This is a genomic window from Hymenobacter chitinivorans DSM 11115 (assembly GCF_002797555.1).
Taxonomy (GTDB): Bacteria; Bacteroidota; Bacteroidia; order Cytophagales; family Hymenobacteraceae; genus Hymenobacter; species Hymenobacter chitinivorans.
On sequence record NZ_PGFA01000001.1, the window covers coordinates 2610277 to 2630600 of the forward strand.

Below are 20324 nucleotides of genomic sequence, written 5' to 3' on the forward strand. Positions count from 1 at the left end.
AACATGGAATACCAAACCCCGGGTGTCTACACCGTCGAGAAAAACGCCTTTCCCAATTCCGTGGTGGAGGTGGCCACGGCCATTCCGGCCTTTATTGGCTACACGGCCAAGGCCGACTTCAATGGCCTGAACATGAGCAACAAGCCCGTGCGGGTCAATTCGCTGAAAGAGTTTGAGGACTATTTCGGGCAGGGCGCCACCGTCAAGTTCAGCCTGCTCGACAAAGCCGGCGGAGCCGTGCCCGAGGTGCGGGAAACCCGGCACGTGGCCACCCCCGACGTGCAGCTCAGCGACGGCAGCACCTTTTTGCTGGTGCCCGACTCCGACCCATTTTACCTCTACAATAGCGTCCGCCTTTTTTACCTGAACGGAGGAGCCACCTGCTACGTCACGTCCATTGGGCTCTACCAAACGCCCGTCAGCAGCGCAGCAGCCCCCGGCGGCGGCAACCAGGCGGCGCTGGACAAGGCCCAGGACCGCCTGAAAGCGGCTCAGGATCGGCAAAAAGCCCTGGACCCGGCCCTGAAACCCGACGACCCGACCGTGGTAGCCGCCCAGGCCGACGTAGACACGGCGCAGGCAGAACTGTCGGTTCAGCAGTCGGGGCAGGCGCTGATGCTGGCCCAGGGCACGGCCGCCGCGGCCGTGGCCACGGTAGAGCGCAAGCAAAAGCAAGCCGCCGCTAAAGCCGCCCTGGCTACGGTGCAAGACGAACTGAAGGCAGTGCAGAAGGAGGTGGATGATGCCAAGACGGCCGTCGACGCCGACGCGGCTGCCACTGCGCCCGCCATCGATGCTCAACTGGAAACAGATATTGACACGGCCCAGGACGCGCTGGACCAAGAAGCCGACGCCGCCCAGCGCGAGCCGCTGCTTAAGGCCCTGCAGAAAGCTCAGCAGGACTATAAGGAAGCGGCCAACGCCGTGCTGGAGTTCAACCTGCAAGTGCAGGAGCACGCCCAGACCCTGCTGGACGCCCGCCAGCGGCTGGCCCTGGTAACGGCCAAGGTAGACAAGGCCCAGCAGCTGGTTGATGACCTGGGCGCCCCGGCCGGCGGCGCGGCGCCAGCCCTGGCCCCGACGGTGACCTACGAGCGGGTGACGGTGAAAAAAGAGGACTTCCTGACCGCCATTGACTCCCTGGAGTACGAGCAGGACCCGACCATGCTGGTGTGCCCCGACGCGCTGCTGCTCTCCAAGCAGGACTACTATACCGTGGCCCAGTACATGCTGATGCACTGCAAGGACAACCAGAACCGGGTGGCCCTGCTGGATGTGTACAACGGCGCCGTGACCATGCCCCAGTCACCCATTATTGACCCGGTTATCAAGGACTTCCGCGAAGGTGTGGGCCAGAACTACCTCAACTACGGAGCGGCCTACTTTCCGTGGGTGAAGTCGGCGGTGCTCTCGGAAGCCAACGTGTCGTTTGCCAACTTCTCCGATTCGCTCATGGACACCATCCGGACCAAGACCCTGAGCCAGTTTCAGCGGGCCCGGGTAGAGCCCGGCAAGCAGCTGGATATTTCGGTGATTGAGGCCGAAACCAACACCACCGGGGAGCTGCTGAACCTGAAGAAAGAGCCCCTCAAGGATGCTGAATACAACTCCCTGACAGCCTACCGGGACGTGACCGACAAGAGCAACCTGCTCACCAAGGTTACCCAGACCAACATCTTCGACCTGGCCAAGGACATGAACCTGCCCGTGTCGGCCAACCCGCAGCGGGAAGCCCTGGACAACACGGTGGTGCACAACGCCATGAAAACCCTGAGCAAGGACTACATGGTGCTGGTAAAGGCCATTATGACCTACCTCAACACCCTGCCCCCGGCCGCGGCCATGGCTGGCGTGTACACGGCCGTGGATACCAACCGCGGCGTGTGGAAAGCCCCGGCCAACGTGAGCCTGAACGGCGTGGTGGCCCCCACCGTGTCCTTGAGCGACAAAGACCAGGGCCGCCTGAACATCGACGCCGTGTCGGGCAAGTCCATCAACGCCATCCGGCCCTTCCCCGGCCTGGGCACCCTGGTATGGGGCGCCCGCACCCTGGACGGCAACAGCCAGGACTGGCGCTACATCAACGTGCGCCGCACCATGATTATGATTGAGCAGTCCATCAAGCTGGCCGCCCGGGCCTACGTGTTTGAGCCTAACGACGCCAACACCTGGACCACGGTGCGCAGCATGATCAACAACTTCCTCTTCAACCTCTGGAAGCAGGGCGCCCTGGCCGGCGGCTCCCCCGACGACGCCTACAGCGTGCAGATCGGGCTGGGCTCCACGATGACGGCCGACGACATTCTCAACGGCTATATGAACGTGACGGTGCTGCTGGCCATCGTGCGGCCCGCCGAATTCATCGTGCTGACCTTCCAGCAGCAGATGCAGAAATCCTAGTCCGCGCTATTCGCTTAAAACTCTCACTCAATCAAGCTTTTACCTTTTAACTCTTTTCACTGATGGCTGGCGAAGCTCAAGATAATAATTGGCCCCTACCTAAATTTTACTTCAAAGTAGACCTGGGCGACCAAACCGATGTGCCCTTCCAGGAAGTAAGCGGCCTGGAAGTTGAAACCCAGGTGGTGGAATACCGCGCCGGCAACAGCCCGGTGTTTTCGGTCATCAAGATGCCCGGCATTGCCAAAGTGGGCAACGTGACCCTGAAAAAGGGCATTTTCGCCAAGGACAACAAGTTCTGGGACTGGTACTCGACCATCAAGCTCAACACCATCAAACGCTCGACGGTGGTCATCAAGCTCCTCGACGAAGGCGGCAACCCAACGATGGTCTGGACGCTGAACAACGCCTGGCCGGTCAAGATTCAGGGCACCGACCTCAAGTCGGAAGGCAACGAGGTGGCCGTCGAAACCCTGGAAATTGCCTGCGAAACCCTGACCGTGGCCAACGCTTAACGGTCTAACCCTCACGCTATGCCAGACGACGGCTACCCGCTGCTCAGTTTCTACTTCACCCTCGACATCGTGGGCCTGACCAGGGCCAGCGTCGACAATGCCTTTCAGGAGGTGTCGGGGCTGACGGCCGAAATGGAAACCATGGAAATCCGGGAGGGCGGCCAGAACCAGTACAAGTACCGGGTACCGACCGTGGCCAAATACCCGAATCTGGTCCTGAAACGCGGGTTGATGAATGCCGACTCGCCCCTGACGGAGTGGTGCATGAGTACCGTGGGCGCGGATCTTTCCGCGCCCATCGTGCTGCACAACGTGCTGCTGACGCTGCTCGGCGAAAAAAACCAGCCCCTGCAAAAGTGGACGTTTATCGACGCCTGGCCCGTGAAGTGCAGCATTTCCGACTTCCGGGCCATGAAGGAAGCCGAGCTGGCCATCGAAACGCTGGAGCTCAGCTACACCCGGTTTGAGAAAGTGCAGACCGTGGTGGCCGCGCGGGATTACGACGCGGAAGAAGCCGAGAAAAAACTCAAGAAGAAGTAACGACCATGCCCATCGAAATCCGGGAGTTAGTCATCAAAGTAACCGTGCACGACGATGCCCGGCCGCTGCCCGAACCGGCCGCGGCCGGACTGGGTGCCGACGCCCTGCGGCGTCTGCGCAAAGAGCTGACCGAGAGCTGCGTGCAGCAAGTCCTGACCGAGCTCAGCAAACGCCGGCAGCGGTAGAAACTAGAATTCCAGTTCGTTATGACCCTCGTTAAGCTCAAGATTCAGGCCTACAAGGACCCGCTGTTCAGCATGGAGGCCGGCAGCTACGACGCCCTGATTAACCCCGAGGCGCTGTCGCACTCCCAGTCCATTGCCTACACCAACAACCAGGGCCCGGGCGGCCTGGGCCCCTCGCCCAAGTTCCGGAACCTGGACAACGGCGAGGTCAGCTTCGACTTGTTTCTGGACAGCACCGGCGCCATCCGGCCCACCGGGCCCGGCACCAGCCCCAACAAGGTGACCAAGCCCCGGGAAGTCAAGAACGAGATTAAGAAGCTGCGGGACGTCGTGTTCGACTACCACGGCAAGCTCCACGGCCCCTACTACCTACAGCTGCTCTGGGGCAGCTTTATCTTCAAGTGCCGCCTGACCAAGTTCAAGGTCGACTACACCCTGTTCCGGCCCGACGGCTCCCCGCTGCGGGCCAAGGTCTCGATGACCTTTATCAGCTTCACCGACCCCAAAACCCTGGCCCAGCAAGCCGACAAGCAGTCGGCGGATTTGTCGCACCAGTACCTGGTCAAGAGCGGCGACACGCTGCCCTTGCTCTGCCACCAGGTGTACGGCTCCCCGGAATATTACCTGCAAGTGGCCCGCTTCAACAAGCTGGTGCATTTCCGCCAGCTTGAGCCGGGTACCCACCTGGTTTTCCCCCGCCTGATTAGCCGCGCCGATGCCTGATACCTCTACCGACTTAGTTACCTACCGCATCCTGGCCGACGGCACGGAAATCAGCGACGCCTTCGTCGTGGAGTCGCTGGAAGTGTACAAGGGCGTGAACCGCATCAGCACGGCCTTCATCCACATTCACGACGGCAGCCCTTCCGACGAGGATTTCCCCATCAGCGACTCGGCCACGTTTCTGCCCGGCACGGCCATCACGCTGCAGGCCGGCTACCACACCGAGGACACCACCATTTTCCAGGGCATCATCGTCAAGCACGGCATTGAGGTGCGGGAAGGGCAGGCGCCCATGCTCGTGCTCGAATGCCGGGACACGGCCGTGAAAATGACCGTGGGCCGCAAAAGCCAGGTTTTTGCCGACAGCACCGACAGCGCCGCCATCAGCCAGATTATCGGCACCTACGGCCTGAGCACCGCCGTGGACTCGACCAGCACCACCCACGCCAGCCTGGTGCAGTACTACTGCTCCGACTGGGACTTTATCGTGGCCCGGGCCGAAACCAACGGTTTGGTGGTACTCAGTGAGCAGGGCAAGCTGACCGTGACCAAGCCCGACCCCTCGGCCACGGCCGCCCTGACCCTGACCTACGGCGACGCGCTGTTCAGCTTTGCCCTGCAGCTGGACGCCAGCAGCCAGTATAAGTCGGTGACCAGCCAGGGCTGGGACTACAAAAATCAGCAGATGCTGGAAGCCACGGCGGCCACGCCCAGCGCCACGGGCCCCGGCAACGTGACCAGTGCCACGCTGGCCGCGGTGGTGTCGCCGGATGCTTACACGCTGCAAACCAGCGCCGCCCTGGACCAGCCCAGCCTGCAAAGCTGGGCCAACGCGTTGCAGCTCAAATCGGTGCTGGCCAAGGTGCGGGGCACGGTCAAGTTTCCGGGCACGGCCCTGGTGAAGCCGGGCAGCGTGGTGGAGCTCAAGGGCCTGGGGGCCCGCTTCAACGGGGCCGCCTACGTGTCGGAAGTCACCCACCTCATTGCCGACGGCAACTGGACCACCGAAGTGGGCCTGGGCCTGGATGAGCAGTGGTTTACGGAGCGCAACCCGGATTTGAACAACACCCCGGCCGGCATTGTACCCGGGGTGCAGGGCCTCTACAACGCCATTGTCACCAAGATTGACTCCGACCCCGACAACCAGTTCCGGGTGCAGGTCACGGTGCCGATTATGCAGAACAAAACCCTCTGGGCCCGGCTCGGGCTGCCCTACGCCTCCTCCGGCAACGGGCTCTACACCTTCCCCGAGGTGAGCGACGAGGTGATACTGGGCTTTTTCAACAACGACCCGCAGTTTCCCGTGATTCTGGGCAGCCTCTACAGCAGCGGCCGGGCCCCGGGCTACACCCCCGACGAGAAAAACGCCACCAAGGCCTGGACCACACCCAACAAGCTCACCATCGAGTTCGACGACGAAAAAAAGGTGATTACCATAAAGACGCCGGGCAACAACCAGCTCATTATCAGCGACGACGCCAAGGGCATTACCCTCTCCGACCAGAACAACAACAAGATTGAGCTGTCCTCGTCGGGCATTCTGCTCCAAAGCGCGGGCAGCATTCAGCTCAAGGCCCAAACCGACGTGCAGGCCGAGGCCAGCACCGGCAACGTGGCGCTCAAAGCCACCCAGAAACTGTCGTTGCAGGGCCTGGAAGTGGAAGGCACGGCCCAGACCCAGCTCAAGATGAGCGGGGCCGCCAGCGCCGAGCTTTCCGCCAGCGGCCAGACCACCGTGCGCGGGGCCATGGTCATGATCAACTAAGCTTTTTTCCTTATCCACCTCCCTTTCCCTCCGAATTCTCCTGCCATGCCCTTCGCCGCCCGCCTTACCGACATGCATACCTGCCCCATGCAAACCCCGGCCGTGCCACCCATTCCGCACGTGGGCGGCCCCATCGTGGGGCCGGGCGTGCCCACGGTGCTCATCGGCGGGCTACCCGCGGCCGTCCTCGGCGACTCGGCCGTGTGCGTCGGTCCGCCCGACTCCATCGTCATGGGCTCCACCACGGTCATGATTGGGGGCAAACCCGCCGCCCGCATGGGCGACCCTACGGCCCACGGCGGCAGCATCGTGCTGGGCTTGCCCACGGTTCTGATTGGCGGCTAAGCTCTACTCCTCACTGCTATGGAACACGGCATTGCTTCTTTTCTGGGCCGGGGCTGGAGCTTTCCGCCCCATTTTGATGAGCGCACCAAGCTGCTGGTGACGGCCGCCGATGAAGACGACATTCGCCAGAGCCTGCACATTCTGTTTCACACCGAGCCCGGGGAGCGAATCATGCAGCCCGAGTACGGCTGCGCCCTGCGGCAATTTCTTTTTGAGCACCCTTCGCTCTCGACCATCACCCACATGCAGGACGTCATTGCCAAGGCCATTCTGCGGTTTGAGCCCCGCATCGTGGTAGAGGCCGTGCTCGTGGATACCCAGCAGCTCAACGACGCGCTGCTCTTTATTCACGTCGACTACACGATTCGGACCGTCAACAGCCGGCACAACGTGGTGTTCCCCTTCCTGCGCGAGGCCACCTTGCTGGGCGGCAAAATTTAACTTCTGCTTACGCTTCGCTTAATGTCCACCCCGGCACCTGATTTTCCTTCTTCCAAGCATCACTCGCACTTACAGAGCGGCGGCGTTTCGCAGCACGCCCGCCTGCTGCCCGACCTGCTGCCCGGCCACCTGGAGCTCGACGCCCGGCAGCCGGAAGATCTGCTGGCCTACATCACCCGGTTTTCGGACGTGGTGCGCTACTACCGCGTGGCCGAGGACCAACTCATTGCCGACGGTTTCTGGAGCCTGGAGCACCACCGCAGCACCCTGATCCTGGCCGTTATTGCGGTCCAGCCGGTAAAAACCCAGGCCGAAAACTACGCGGCCCTGATCCGGCAGCTCCGCGACAAAAGCAGCGACACCGACCGGCAGCGCCGGGCCCTGCAGCGCCTGTTTGCCGCCATTGGCAGCATGGCCACTACTCTCAATAAGTGGTACGAGTACCACCGCATGGCCGGCCTGCACCTCGTGTTTCAGGGTGAGCTGGAGGAGGCCATTGACAAGCTCGCGCCCGTACTGCGCAGCGCGGCCCTGTACGAGGCGGTGCTGGCCCGGCTGAAAGTGGTGCGCCGCACGACCCTGACCGAGGAGTTTTTGCAGGACTTCAACCTGCGCAGCTGGCACCACGCCCAGGCGGCCCTGACCTGGCTGGATCCGGCGGAAGTAGAGGCTTTGCACCAGCAGTTGCTGCGCCACGCGCTGCAGCCCGCCACGGTGGTGGATGAGCTGCTGGACTTGCTGCGCAAATTCCAGAACACCCAGATTCACCTGGCCAATCTGGCCCGCAAAACCCTGCGCCACGGCTCCGAAAGCAAGGGCGACTACCTGCCCGAAATCGGCTTGCTGCTTACCTTCACCCGCCTGTATACCTACGCCCAGCGGGCCCTGAACCACATTCCGGCCCGGCACCTGGACTACTACTATCGCCAGGTGCTGCGCACGGAGCCGCGGGGCGCCGTGGTGCCCCACTCCTACGCCAGCTTTGAGCTCATCAAGGGCAGCCGGGCGGTGCGCGTGCCCGCCGGACTGCTGGTGGAAGGCGCCAAGGACGCGGCCGGGCAGCGCACCTTTTTCCGGACGGCCGAAGAGCAGACCCTCACGCCCTGGCGGCTCGAAACGTTGTCGACCCTGCACGTGGCCCGGGCTTCGGCCGCGCCCGGGGCCCCGGTAACGGGGATTTACCTGGCTCCGGTGGCCAACTCGGCCGATGGCCTGGGCCTGCAGCCGGTGAAAAGCCAGGTGGGCTGGCCGCTGTTTGGGGAAGACCAGGCCCTGAAAAGCCGGCAGTACCGCACCATGCCCGATGCCGAGCTGGGCTTTGCGGTGGCCTCGCCCGTGCTGCTGCTCCAGGAAGGGCACCGCAGCATTCAGCTGCGCCTGCACTGCTCCGCCGCCGACATCAAGACCCTGGGGCTGTTGCTCTTTGTCGCCAATGCCCACTGGGCCACGACCAATGCGCAACGGGCCGGGCACTGGGTGGCGGCCTTCGAGCGGCTGGGCGTGGCCGCTTTTCAGGCTTCCATCACCGGGGCCACCGGCTGGCAAGCCCTGACTATCAAGACCCTGACGCTGGATCAGGCTCAGAACACCGTGACCTGGCTTTTCACCCTGGACGCGGGCCGACCGGCCGTGGTGGGCTACCAGCCCGAGCTGCACACCGGCCGGTACGCCACCACTCAGCCCGTGCTGAAACTGGTGCTCAACCCCGGTGTGTCGGAGTACGGCTACTCGTTTTTTGCGGCCTTGCGGCCCCGTAAGATTCAGCTGCTGGTAGCGGCCCGCCACGTGCAGGGCCTGCTGCTGGGCAACCAGCTGGGCCGCCTCGACGCAAGCAAGCCCTTCTACCCGTTTGGCACCTCCGTGCGCCAGGGCTCCTATTTGCAAGTGGGCCTGCCCGAGCTTTACGCCAAGCGCGTGACCAAGCTGACCCTGCTCATCGACTGGCTGCAGCTGCCCACGGAGCCCGGCGGCTTCGCCGAGTATTACCGCGGCTACACCCCGCCCGTGGCCAACGACTCGTTCAAAGTCGAAGCCAGCTTCCGCTCGGGCTGGCAGTGGGTGCCCTCGTTGCCGCAGCGCAAGCGTTACGCGCTGTTTCAGCCCGAACCTACCGCCACCCGGCAGCTGCGCAACTGCACCCAGCTCGAGCTTACGCCGGTAGGCGCCGGGCACGGGGCCGCTACCGACGCCGGCCCGCTTCACGACCCGGGCTACGTACGCCTGGAGCTGCGGGAGCCGGCCATGGGCTTCGGCGACGACCAGTATCCGCTGCTGCTGGCCGATACGCTGCAGCACAACGTGCGCAACTCCCCGAAGCGCCCCCTGCCCCGGGCCCCGTTTGCGCCCCTGGTCAAAACCCTGAAACTTTCCTACCAGGCCGAGGATGAGCTGGATATGGCCCTGCTGGCCCGGAGCCAGAGCGGTGGGCACCAGCACTTTTTTCACCTCCACCCCCTGGCCGAATACGAGCCGGTGCGCCTGCTGGGCCAGTCGTCGGCCGACAACCACCTGGTGCCCCTGCTGCCCGAGTTTGCCGGCGAAGGCTGCCTCTACCTGGGATTGAGCAACCTCACGCCGGGCGCCACCATCAACCTGCTGTTTGTGCTCCACCCCCAAAGCCGCACGATTACCTCGGCCCAGGATTTTCCGCCCGTCAGCTGGTCGTATTTAGCCGATAACCAGTGGATTTCGTTTGTCCCGGGCCACACCCTGCGCGACACCAGCCAGGGCTTCACCCACCTGGGCCAGACGTACCTGACGCTGCCCGAAATCCTGGACACCAACCACGCCGTGATGCCCAGCGGGCTGTTTTGGGTGCGGGCCCAGGTGCCCGGCAATACCAAGCTGTTCAGCCACGTGCAGGCGGTACACCCGCAGCTGGTGCGGGTGGTGCAGGAGCTGCCCGACCCGCTGCCCTTGCCGCCCAAGTCCCTGCTGGGCGTGGCCACCGTCCGCCTGCCCCTGCCCTGGCTCGGGGGCCGCGACGCGGAAGATGAAGCCGCCTACTACACCCGCGTGAGTGAGCGGCTGCGCCACCGCAACCGCGCCCTCACGCCCTGGGACTACGAGCGTATCGTGCTGGCCCAGTTTCCGGAAGTACACAGCGTGAAGTGCCTGACGGCCCAACAGGTGCGCCGCCTGGGCTACGCCCCGGGCCGCGTGGTACTGGCCGTGCTGCCCCACCAGCACGCGCTGTCCGAAAGCGGGGAGCCGGCCACCACCTGGCCTTTTTTCAGCGCGGCCCAGCTGCTGCGCATCCGCAACTGGGTGCAGGCCCTGGCCTCACCCCACCTGGAAGTGGAAGTGCGCAACCCGCAGTACGAGGTCCTGACCGTACGCTGCCAGATTCTCTACAAATCCGTCCGGCAGCAGTTCGACCAGTCGCTGCAGCTGCACCGCGACCTGGCCGAGTTTCTTTCGCCCTGGGGGCTGAACGAGGCCCTGCGCGGGGGCTTCCACGACCATTTCCACACTTCCCTGATTTCCTCCTTCATTAACCAACGCCCCTACGTGGACCGCATCTGGGGCTTTTCGCTAATCAAGACGGGCCTGGTAGACGAGCGGTACCGTTACTACGACTCGGCTACTTTTCAGGAGCAGGACGACGTGGAAATCCGCGCCGACTGGCCCTGGACGGTGTTTGTGCCCGCCCAGCGGCATTACCTGGAAATCAAGACCCAGAAGGAATGGGCCGCCCCGCAGACCACCGGCATCGGCGACTTGCGCATTGAGGAAGGCTTCACCATTGGCCTGCACTTCGACCACGAACCGGGCCCCGGGGCGGCAGCAGCGTTATGAGAAATACCGACGGGCTCAAAAACCGCAAGGAGCTAAAGGACTACTTCAAACGGGGCGCCATGCCCACCGAGGAGAGCTTCGCCAACCTGATTGAATCGGTGGTGAACCGGCGCGACGACGGCTTCGAGAAGTCGCCGGAAGCGGGGCTGATGCTGGCCGCCACCGACGAGTTCCGGCGGCTGCTGGCCTTCTATAAGGACATGCGCAAGCTCCAGGAAGACGCCCCGGCCTGGCTGCTGGAGCTGCTGCAGAACGAGAGTGAGGGCCAGGCGGCGGGCCTGAGCTTCTCCGAATTGCAGACCGGCACCGCCGCGCTGGAAGACCCGGCCGCCTACGACTGCGGCTGTGACGACGAGGTGGGACCGGGCACCGCTACCGGGCCCAAAACCGTGAGCCGGCTGGTGCTGCAGCCCGGCGGCAACGTGGGCATTGGCACCACCCGGCCCACCGAGCGCCTCGACGTGAACGGCTTCGTGGCCAGCCGGGGCCGCATTGGCACGTACCCCGGCGCCCAGCCCGGCAACGCGGCCATTCCGGCCGACCGCCAGTGGTACCCCATCATCAGTGGCCTCGACGGGCTGCACGCGTTTGAGATTGTGGCCGCCGCCTACGGCCCGCTGGGCAAGGGCCGCTACGCCCTGACCCACGCCACGGCCCTGAGTGCGTTTGGCAAGTCGCGCAGCCGCATTTACCGCCAGAATGCCTGGTTCCGGGGCTGGTTTCAAAAGATTCAGTTCCGCTGGACCGGCGAGCTGCACAACTACAGCCTGGAAATGCGCTCGGCCAGCAACTACGGCCCGCAGGGGCAAATCGTGTATTCCATTACTCATCTGTTCGACGACCGTCGGCCCCTCGTGCCATGAGCAGCGCTTTGTTTGAGAAGAACCCGGCCATCTTCAAGGACTGGCCCCTGGAAAAGGGCGAGGACTTTGCCTTTTTGCGCCGGCGCGGGCTGGAAATCCTGCAGCAGCTGAGCGGGGAAACCTGGACCGACTACAACACCCACGACCCCGGTATTACGATGCTGGAGGCCCTGTGCTACGCCCTGACCGACCTCACGAACCGGGCCAACCAAGCTATTCCGGACCTGCTGGCCCCCGACCCGCACCAACCCGCCGCGGCGGCCGGCAGCACCTTTATTCCGCCCCACGAGGCCTTTGCCAATCACCCCGTGACGCTGGCCGACTACAAGGCCTTGCTGCTCGACAACTTCCGGACCCAGCTGAAAAACGTCTGGATTGAGCCGCTCCGGCCCGAAACCGCCGGGCCGGAAGCGCTGGGCCGGTACCAAGTGGAAGTTATCCTGACCAAGCCGCCGGTGGACGCGCTGACCCTGGGCCAGCACCGGGAGCTGCGGGCCGCGGCCCAGCTGCGGGAAACCGTGCTGGCCGACGACATCCGGGACTTTCTGAACCTGCACCGCAACCTGGGCGAGACCTTCGCCCAGGTAGTGGTGCTGCAGCCCCGGCAGGTCAGCATCAGCGGCACTATCGAGATTGAGAAGGGCTACGCCCAGGAGGAAGTGCTGGCCGAAATTCTGTGGCTGATTGACCGGTACCTGGACCCCTACGTGTCGCCGCAGCACCTGCAGGACCAGCTCAAAGCCGGGCAGGCGGTGGAGAATATTTTTGCCGGGCCGATGCTGCACAGCTACCTGCTGCAGGAAACCGCCTTTCGGGACCGGCATACGCAGGTGCACCTGGCCAGTATTCTCAAGCGCCTGCTGCAGCTGCCCGGCGTACGGGGTACCAGCGGCCTGACGCTGCGCCTGGAACAGGGCCCGCCCTCGCCCATGGTGCTGCTGGCCCCGGATGAGTTTCCGGTGCTCGACGCCCGCGCCAGCCTCCGCGACCTGGTGGTAAACATTCAGGGCATCGGGCTGGAATTTGACCTGGACCGGGTGTTCCGCCTTTTCAAGGAGCGGGAACGGCTGGCCGACAACCGCCTGCGCAGCCGCCTGCCCAAGGAGCAGCTCCACTTCGCCCCGGAGGCGGGCAATTATCTGAACCTGAGCCGGTACGAATCCATCCAAACCGCTTTTCCGGCCATTTACGGACTGGGCGAAGAAGGCCTGCCCAGCAACGCTTCCTTGCTGGCCCAGGCCCAAACCCTGCAGCTCAAGGGCTATTTGCTGCTGTTCGAGCAGATTATGGCCAATTTCTGCGCCCAGGTCGACCACGCCAAGGATTTGCTGTCGGCCGGTACCCAGCGCGCCACCTACTTCAGCCAGCCCCTGCACACAGTGCCGCGCTGGGACCTGCTGCTGGGCGACGTGCCGGCCTCGTCCCACGAAATTCTGCACGACCACACCAGCTACCAGCGCCGCCGGGCCCAGCACCGCGCCCCCACGGCCGACACCCGCTACCAACGCACCCTGCAGCGTACCCTGCGCGAGCAGCCCGACGAATTCTTGGAGCGCCGCAACACGTTTCTGATGCACCTATTGGCCCGGTTTGGCTACAGCGTCAACCCCTACCAGCCGTTACTGAGCCAGTCGCGGGCCATCAGCCGGCACGCCATCGACACGCGGGAGCGGCTGCTGTGCTACCTCTCGGCGGCCACCTACCACCGCGGCGCGGCCCGCTTCGAGGTGCAGCTGCCCGACCTGCCGGAAGCCCACGAAACCTCGGGGCTGGAGTTTTTCCTCTACCTGCTCACCGGCATCGAGTATTTCGAGCTCAAAGCGGCCCGCCACCAAACCCTGGCCGAGCTGGCAGCCCGCGTGCACCTGGCCGGGCGTGGCACCGAGCCCGAGCCCCAGGCCCAGCTGCTGGTGCGGGGTGACGTACCCGATTTTGCGGCCTTTCTGCGCCTGATGCAACAGGCCCGCACGACCCCGCCCCGCCGGCTCACGCCCACGGCCGTGCAGCTAACGGTGGGCGGCAAACCCGTGGAGCTGGAGCTGCGCCGCAAGCTGCCCCGGGTGGCACAGGTGGGCGTGGTCCAGTGGGTGCAGCGCTATTTCCAAACCCTGGACGAGCAGCTGGAGCGCTTCTACCTGCTGGACCACGTGCTGCTATGGCCCACCGATGGCTCCGCCGGACCGGGCGGGCCCGAGGCCAGCTTTTTCCAGTACCAGGCCACGCTGGTGCTGCCCTCCTTTACCCGGCGCTTCAGCCTGCGGACCGAAGCCAAGGACCACCGCTCGACGTACTCCTACCGGGAATATTTCCAGTATTTGGTGGAGCAGAACGCCCCGGCTCATTTGCTGGTAAACGTGCTGTGGCTTAGCTACGAGGAGCTACAAGCCTGGGAGACGCTCTACCTGGCGTTTCGGGCGGCCCGGCGGCGGCTCAACCCGGCGGACCTGGAGCAGCCCCGGCAGCAGCTGACGGCCTTTTTACGGCGCCACCTGGCCGCCCAGACCTACTAGCCCTTTCCCAGTATGTCCTCCCGGCAGCCCCACGCTATTCAGCAACTGCGCTTCGAGCTTGCCTCGGACAGCGCCGCGCTGGCGCCCCGGCTGCAGGACCGCGTCAGCAGCCTCTACCGGCACGAGCTGGAAAACCTGCTGGCCGAGGAGCTGGGCCGCCACTGCCCGCCGGATGTGCTGCTGACCCTGCCCGAGCTGAAACTGGACCTGGGCGCCATTGCCGACAGCCAACTGGAAGCCGAGCTGCCCCGGCGGCTGCGGCAGGCCCTGTATGCGGCTCTGGGCACCGAGCTGCAACGCCAGGCCTCACCCACTGCCGCTGGTGGCGAACAGGCCGCCGGACCGCTGAGCGTGGTAGCCTTCTTTCTGGCCCACGGCTACCTGCCCTGGCAAACCGACGCCAGCGCTTTTTCCCTGACCGACGCCGTTTTGCTGGCCCTGAACCAGACTCCGGTCGAGTTTCGCGGCCTGCTCCGCCGGCTGGGGCAACAGCAGGCCGTGCGGCAGCGGCTGGTGCGGCAGCTGAGTCCCGCCCTGCTGCAGCGCATTATCGGCCTGCTCGAGCCCACCCACGCCCTACTGATTGAGGCCTACATCCAGGAAACCACCCGGGCCCAGCAGCAGCAGCGCCTGGCCCCGGTGCGCGACGCCGACCTGCAGCAGATAGTCTACGAGCTGGTACTAACCGACTTGCTCATCAGCCGCAGCACCCAGTTCAACCGCCGCACGTTTATCGAAAGTCAGGTGCGGCGCCTGGCGGCCCATTTCAACCTGAGCTTCGAGGCGCTGCTGCACCGTTTGGTGGTTTTGTCGCAGAAGCCGCTGCCCTTTTCGGCCCAATCGTCCTTGCCCGGCATTCTGCGCGGCATTTACCAGGACGTTGCGGCCAAAACGCGCCGTGGCGCCACCCCACCGCGCCAGGAGCTACCCACGGGGCCGACGCCCGGGCCACCAATACAAGAACCAGCAGCGGAGCCCCCGGCAACAGCTTCGCCGCTGGAGCTGCTGGTGTATTTTCTGCGGCACCAGTCGCTGCCCTACTCGGCGGGGGCCCACTACTCGGCCACCGACTTGCAGGCCAGCTTCAGGGCCGTGCTGCAGCAGGGCTGGGCGGCCGTAGTAAACGTGGTGCAGCAGGCTGGAATTCAGCCGGCCGCTGCCACGTTGGCCCGCCGCTTTCCGGCCAGCTTACTGGAACAGCTGGTGCGCCAAGCGGTGCCGGGGCAGGTGCGCCCATTTCTGGCCGTGCTGGCCGAGCACCGGACCACCCCAATTACGTGGCAGTGGCCGGCCCGGGCCCGGCACGAGTTGCTGTGGGAGAAGTCGTTGCCCTACCTGCTCCCGCGCCGGCCAGTACCATTCAACAGCCAGCATTTCAGCCGCTGGCTAACCCAGCAGTTAGCGGGAGACGGATTTGCAAATGAATTCGGGGCGGATGAGCAGTCCGCCACGTTTGGGGTAAATGGGGTTTCCTCAGAATCACTAGAATCAGTGGGCAGGGTATCGGCAGGAGCTTCTGCGCCTGGGCGGGCCGCAAGCCCACGCGCGGGCGTTGCCGCTGGACCAGGCGATACCCGGCCGCACCAGCGGGCAACTGAGCCCCGGTTGCCGGCTCCCGCTCAGTTGGTGTTGGCCGCCGACCAGCTTGCCAGCAAACCGTTTTCTGCCAGCAAATTATCCGGCAACCAAGAGCATTACAATCAGCTACCCGCGCCGCTGGCAGCTACCGCCGAAAACCAGTCCTCAGCGGCCGTGCCCTTCACCGCGCAGCCTCAATCCGCGGCGGCCCAATCCAGCGTTGACCACTCGGCCGCCGCCGCCGAAGCCGAGCAGCCTGCTACGCATTCGAGCGAGCCGCTGAGCAGCGGCAGCGCCCCGGCGGCCGTAACTGCGCCGGGAAATTCTGCCGCCGACTTACCGCGGGGGCAACAGTTGGCAGCGGGAGCTGAAGTCGACTTACGCACTGCTATTTCTTGGCCAGCAACTGCAACCACTCTCCCGACCACAACTACTGTCCGCCCGGACCCAGTTACGGCGGCTGTATCATCAAGCGCCGCTGCTGGCTTATCTACCGTCCCAAACGCCGCTCCAGCCGCCGAAACAGCTTCAGCAGCACCGGTATCTGCCGTTTCGGTGGCGGCCGGCCGGGCCACATTGGGCAGCATGCCCCGCAGCTTGGCAACCGCACCCGGCTCGTGCCCAGATGCGGCGCTACCCAACCTGGCGGCTTGGCTTAACGCCTCGGCCCACCACGCCCCCGCCCAGCCGCCGCTACGTGAGTGGCCGGCTCCGGCGGGCCGCGAAATGGTGCGGCACTACCTGCGGGTGGGCAGCCCGGCGCTGACGGCCGCCCGGCTTTCCGTACCGCAGGTCCAGCAGCTGTTAGCGCAGTTAATTGCGCAGCGCGACGCCGAAACCTTGCGGCTGCTACAGACTTACCCCACCCAAGCCTTGAGGCAGCGCCGCCTGTCGGCCCTGCTCGACTTTGACCTGCTCCGCCGCCTGCACCACGCCTTGCCCGCCCCAACCAGCCAGCCGCGGCAGCAGTGGGAGTCCGTGGCTAAGGTTTTCGGGACGCGCAACCCAAACACGGCGGGCCCGGTGACGCCCCGACTGCGGCAGCTGGTGCTGGCCGCGTACTACCGCTTTACGTTCACCAACCACCGGCTATCAGTTCGGGGTCAGCAGCGGGAGGTTCGGCAGATGGCGGCCGCCCTCAACCTTGCCTGGCCCACTGTGCTGCGCACCATGCGGCAGCTGGCCGGCCCCCACTCTGGTTTGCACCGGGAGCCACTTTTCGCCCAACTTTTCCTACCCGCCGCCCCTGTTACCGAACCAGTTGGGGTGGCCCGCCGAACAGGTTACCGCTCCGTATTTAAGGACTCCCGGCCCGGGTCGGGAACGGGCGCCAGCCGGCCTCGGGTAGTAGCACCGGCGGCCGTGGGGTCTACCTCAGCGGCGGCCCTCAGCTCGGGTGCGAGCTATGAGCCGCGGGCCGCCGCTACTACGGCGGCCCCGCGGCTGCCCAATGCCGTGCAGGATCTGGTGCTGCATTTTTTGCGGCATGGCCAGCTGCCGTGGTGGCAAACTTCGCCCGTCACGTTGCAGGAGCTGCGTCAGCACCTGGCCCAGCTCCTGCGGCGCCAGGGAGCCCAGGTACGCAGTTTCCTGACCAGTCACGCGGCCGAGGCGGCCGTGCGGCAGCGCCTGGTCCAGGTAGCCGACTTTGCCTCGCTCACTCAGCTCACGACGGCCACCGCGGCTAGTGCGGGCCGCGGGGCGGGTATCCGGCGGGCATTGCTGGCTCTGGAGCGGGCCACACCCCACCCCTCGCAGTACGCGGCCGGGCAGTTCCGACTTTTTCTGAAGGAAGCCTACCTACTATTTCACTTCTCCCTGGCCCAGTCGGCGGCTACGCCGGCGCTGGGCGCGGTGCGGCAGTTGGCTACCAGCTACGGCCTGCCCTGGCAAAGCCTGCTGCGCCAGGTCAATGCTCTAAGTCAGCACCAGCCGACCCTGGCCACGGAGCCCTTCTTTGCCTGGCTGCTCGGGGCCCACGAAGCCGAGGAGCAGCGCCGCCACAACCGCCGCCCGCGGCTCCCCAACCGCCGAGTTACGGCCGCTCGGCCAGCCAGCGCGCCAACCCGGCCAACTCCCTATTCCCCGCTGTACGAGGCCCTGGAGCACTACCTGCAAACCGGCAAGCTGCCAGCGGCGGGAACAGGGCCGGGAGCGGCGCTAAGCTTGCCGGCCATCTGGACGGAACTGCTCCAACCCACCAATCGGGTCTTGCTGGCGCGGGTGCGGCCCTACCTGGGCCTGGCTGTGAGCCGTAGTCGAATAGCCAGCAGCGTGAGTGCGGAGCAGTTTTTCACTTTGCTGGGCCGCCTTTATCCCGTGCATGCCCGCCTCCTGGCGCCCGTGCTGCGCGACTGGCAACAGCTGGCCGCCCGCGGCCTTGTCGAGCTGGGGAATTCGCCGACGGCCCTATGGGAGCTGGTATTAACAGCCATAGAAGCCACGGCGGCAGCTAGTTTCCAGACCGCGCAGCTGCTCAGCCGCCTGCTGACGGCTGAAGCCAAGCTGAGCTCACGCCACGCGGCGGCCTTGGCCCGGGGTGCCTCAATAGCCGGCGTACTGCTACGCCAGGCGGGCCGGGCGGGCCTCAGCTTTCAGAGCCGGCTGCCCGCCCTGCTTCAGCACCTGGACACCACGACCCGCCTGGCGGCCCGGCAACAGGCCAGTGCAGCGGCGGCAGCGGCGCCGGCCGAAGTGGCAGCTGAGGTGCCGGCTCTGGCCACGGCTTACATTACCAACGCCGGACTGGTGCTGCTCTGGCCGTTTCTGACCATGCTCTTCGACCGTCTAGGCTACCTCGAAAACCGCCAATTCAAATCGGCGACGGAGGCGTACCGGGCCGTGCACCTGCTGCAGTTTCTGGCCACCGGCGCCGAAGGTTTTCCCGAGTACGTGCTGGTACTCAACAAGCTGCTCTGCGGCGTGCAGCAAACCTCGCCCGTGGTGCGGGAGCTGGCCCTGACTGCCGAGGAAAAAGAAACCGGCCTGGGTTTGCTGCAGGCCGTCATCAGCCGCTGGGAAATTCTGAAGAAAACCAGCGTGGCGGGTTTGCAGGAGACTTTTCTGAACCGCAACGGCCGCCTCGACTGGCAGGACGACAAAATACTACTCACCGTGGAAACCAAGGCCTTTGACATGCTGCTCGACCAGCGACCCTGGTCCATTGCCGTTATCCGCCTGCCCTGGATGCTGCTTCCCCTTTACGTAACATGGCGCTAACTCCTACCCTTTCTACTCTTTCCCCGCCGGCCGCCGTGGCCGCCACCGGGGCCGCCCTGGCCCGGGAGCTCGACTGGCTCGTGCGCGTGCTCGAAGCACGCCTGCAGCACTTCTTTGAGAACAACCCGGACCCGCTGCCCGAGCTCCAGGCCCCGGAACTGGACCCGCCCGACGATTTCTACGCCCAACTGGTGCGGCGGCACGAGCTGGATTGGGCGAGCCGGCTGGTGCTGGCCCTGGCCCTGGCGCCCCACCTGCGGCCCCAGGCCCTGGATGCGCTGTTTATCCGCAACAGCGCCTACGACCGGGGCTTTACCGAATTTGGGGGCCTGAAGGGCAAAAACCACAGCGGCTTCTTGCCCACCGGCGAAACGGCCCTGTTTCTGCTGGCCGGCCCCAACCTGGCCCAGCGCCTGACCTACCACAGCACCCTGTGGCACCACTCGCCGCTGGGCCGGGCCCAGCTGGTGCAGCTGGGGGCCACCGAAGCCGGGGAGCCCGCCCTGAGCGGGGCCCTCACGGTGCCGGCCGATACGCTGGCCCTGCTCACCACCGGCCAGCCGCCCCGGCCCGACTACAGCCCCGACTTTCCGGCCAAACGCGTGAGCACCACCCTGGAGTGGGCCGACCTGGTGCTGGACCATCACGTGCAGGAACAGCTGCTGGAAATGCGGGTCTGGCTCGAAAATCAGGACGCGCTGCTGGGCCAGCCCCACCTGCGCCGCCACCTCAAGCCGGGCTACCGGGCCCTGTTTTACGGTCCGCCCGGCACGGGCAAAACCCTCACGGCCTGCCTTTTGGGCAACATCACCGGCCACGAAGTGTACCGCATCGATTTGTCGATGGTGGTGTCCAAGTTTATCGGCGAAACCGAGAAAAACCTGGGCCGGGTGTTTGATTTGGCCGAGCACCGCCGCTGGATTCTGTTCTTCGACGAAGCCGACGCCCTGTTTGGCAAGCGCACGGCCACGGCCTCGTCTAACGACCGGTACGCCAACCAGGAAGTGGCCTACCTACTGCAGCGCATCGAGGATTTTCCCGGCGTTATCGTCTTGTCGTCGAACCTGAAGGCCAACCTGGACGAGGCCTTTGCCCGCCGCTTTCAGGCCATGATTCACTTTCTGGCCCCCAAGCCCCCCGAGCGGGAACTACTCTGGCGCCAGGCCTTTGCCGCCCCGCTCGTACTGGCCGACGACGTGGACTTTGGCGACCTGGCCGAAGAGTATAGCCTGACCGGCGGGGCCATTATCAACGTGCTGCGCTACTGCGTGCTCCACACCCTGCAGCCGCCCCGCCCCATCACCCGGGCCGACATTGTGAAGGGCGTGCAGCGCGAAGTGGCCAAAGACGGCAAAACCCTGTGACGATGCCCCTGATGCCTGAGCTATTCTATTCCCAACGGGCCCGTAGCGCGGCCCGGTTACCTTTAGCGGCTTAACCTG

General features: G+C 65.0%; 13 protein-coding genes. All 13 read left to right on the forward strand.

The features are described from left to right. Nucleotides 1-3 precede the first annotated feature (3 nt). The 13 genes from CLV45_RS25340 (at nt 4) to CLV45_RS11090 (ending at nt 20246) form a co-directional block, all read left to right on the forward strand. Nucleotides 4-2400, forward strand: coding sequence for a phage tail sheath family protein (locus tag CLV45_RS25340; RefSeq protein ID WP_245882832.1), 2397 nt, complete (start codon nt 4-6; stop codon nt 2398-2400). Between the two features lie 62 nt (nt 2401-2462). Next, nucleotides 2463-2915 (forward strand): phage tail protein, encoded by a 453-nt coding sequence (locus tag CLV45_RS11035; RefSeq protein ID WP_100336406.1) that lies wholly within the window; start codon nt 2463-2465, stop codon nt 2913-2915. Between the two features lie 18 nt (nt 2916-2933). Further along, complete coding sequence (locus tag CLV45_RS11040; RefSeq protein ID WP_100336407.1) at nt 2934-3455, forward strand: phage tail protein; 522 nt, start codon at nt 2934-2936, stop codon at nt 3453-3455. 5 nt (nt 3456-3460) lie between these two features. Continuing rightward, the gene (locus CLV45_RS11045; protein ID WP_100336408.1) at nt 3461-3640 is read left to right on the forward strand and encodes a DUF5908 family protein; all 180 of its coding nucleotides are present in this window, start codon (nt 3461-3463) and stop codon (nt 3638-3640) included. Nucleotides 3641-3661: 21 nt separating this feature from the next. Beyond that, nucleotides 3662-4363: a CIS tube protein gene (locus tag CLV45_RS11050; RefSeq protein ID WP_100336409.1), complete on the forward strand. Its 702-nt coding sequence runs from the start codon at nt 3662-3664 to the stop codon at nt 4361-4363. Then, a complete protein-coding gene (vgrG, locus tag CLV45_RS11055) occupies nt 4356-6128 on the forward strand; it encodes a type VI secretion system tip protein VgrG (protein WP_100336410.1) in 1773 nt (590 codons plus the stop codon). The genes CLV45_RS11050 and vgrG overlap by 8 nt, the downstream gene beginning before the upstream one ends. Before the next feature lie 45 nt (nt 6129-6173). Next, nucleotides 6174-6473, forward strand: a complete 300-nt coding sequence (locus tag CLV45_RS11060; RefSeq protein ID WP_100336411.1) for a PAAR domain-containing protein — start codon at nt 6174-6176, stop codon at nt 6471-6473. A gap of 18 nt (nt 6474-6491) precedes the next feature. Beyond that, nucleotides 6492-6914 carry a GPW/gp25 family protein gene (locus CLV45_RS11065; RefSeq protein WP_100336412.1) on the forward strand — a complete coding sequence of 141 codons (423 nt, stop codon included), beginning with the start codon at nt 6492-6494 and terminating at the stop codon, nt 6912-6914. A 21-nt stretch (nt 6915-6935) separates the two neighbouring features. Next, nucleotides 6936-10712, forward strand: coding sequence for a baseplate J/gp47 family protein (locus CLV45_RS11070; RefSeq protein WP_100336413.1), 3777 nt, complete (start codon nt 6936-6938; stop codon nt 10710-10712). Then, on the forward strand, nt 10709-11575 hold the full coding sequence (locus CLV45_RS11075; protein ID WP_100336414.1) for a hypothetical protein: 867 nt from the start codon (nt 10709-10711) through the stop codon (nt 11573-11575). The genes CLV45_RS11070 and CLV45_RS11075 overlap by 4 nt, the downstream gene beginning before the upstream one ends. After that, complete coding sequence (locus tag CLV45_RS11080) at nt 11572-14085, forward strand: hypothetical protein (RefSeq protein ID WP_100336415.1); 2514 nt, start codon at nt 11572-11574, stop codon at nt 14083-14085. Before CLV45_RS11075 ends, CLV45_RS11080 begins: the two co-directional genes overlap by 4 nt. Before the next feature lie 12 nt (nt 14086-14097). Further along, on the forward strand, nt 14098-18882 hold the full coding sequence (locus tag CLV45_RS11085) for a contractile injection system tape measure protein (protein ID WP_100336416.1): 4785 nt from the start codon (nt 14098-14100) through the stop codon (nt 18880-18882). Beyond that, a complete protein-coding gene (locus CLV45_RS11090; RefSeq protein ID WP_100336417.1) occupies nt 18873-20246 on the forward strand; it encodes an ATP-binding protein in 1374 nt (457 codons plus the stop codon). Before CLV45_RS11085 ends, CLV45_RS11090 begins: the two co-directional genes overlap by 10 nt. The last annotated feature ends 78 nt before the right edge of the window (nt 20247-20324 follow it).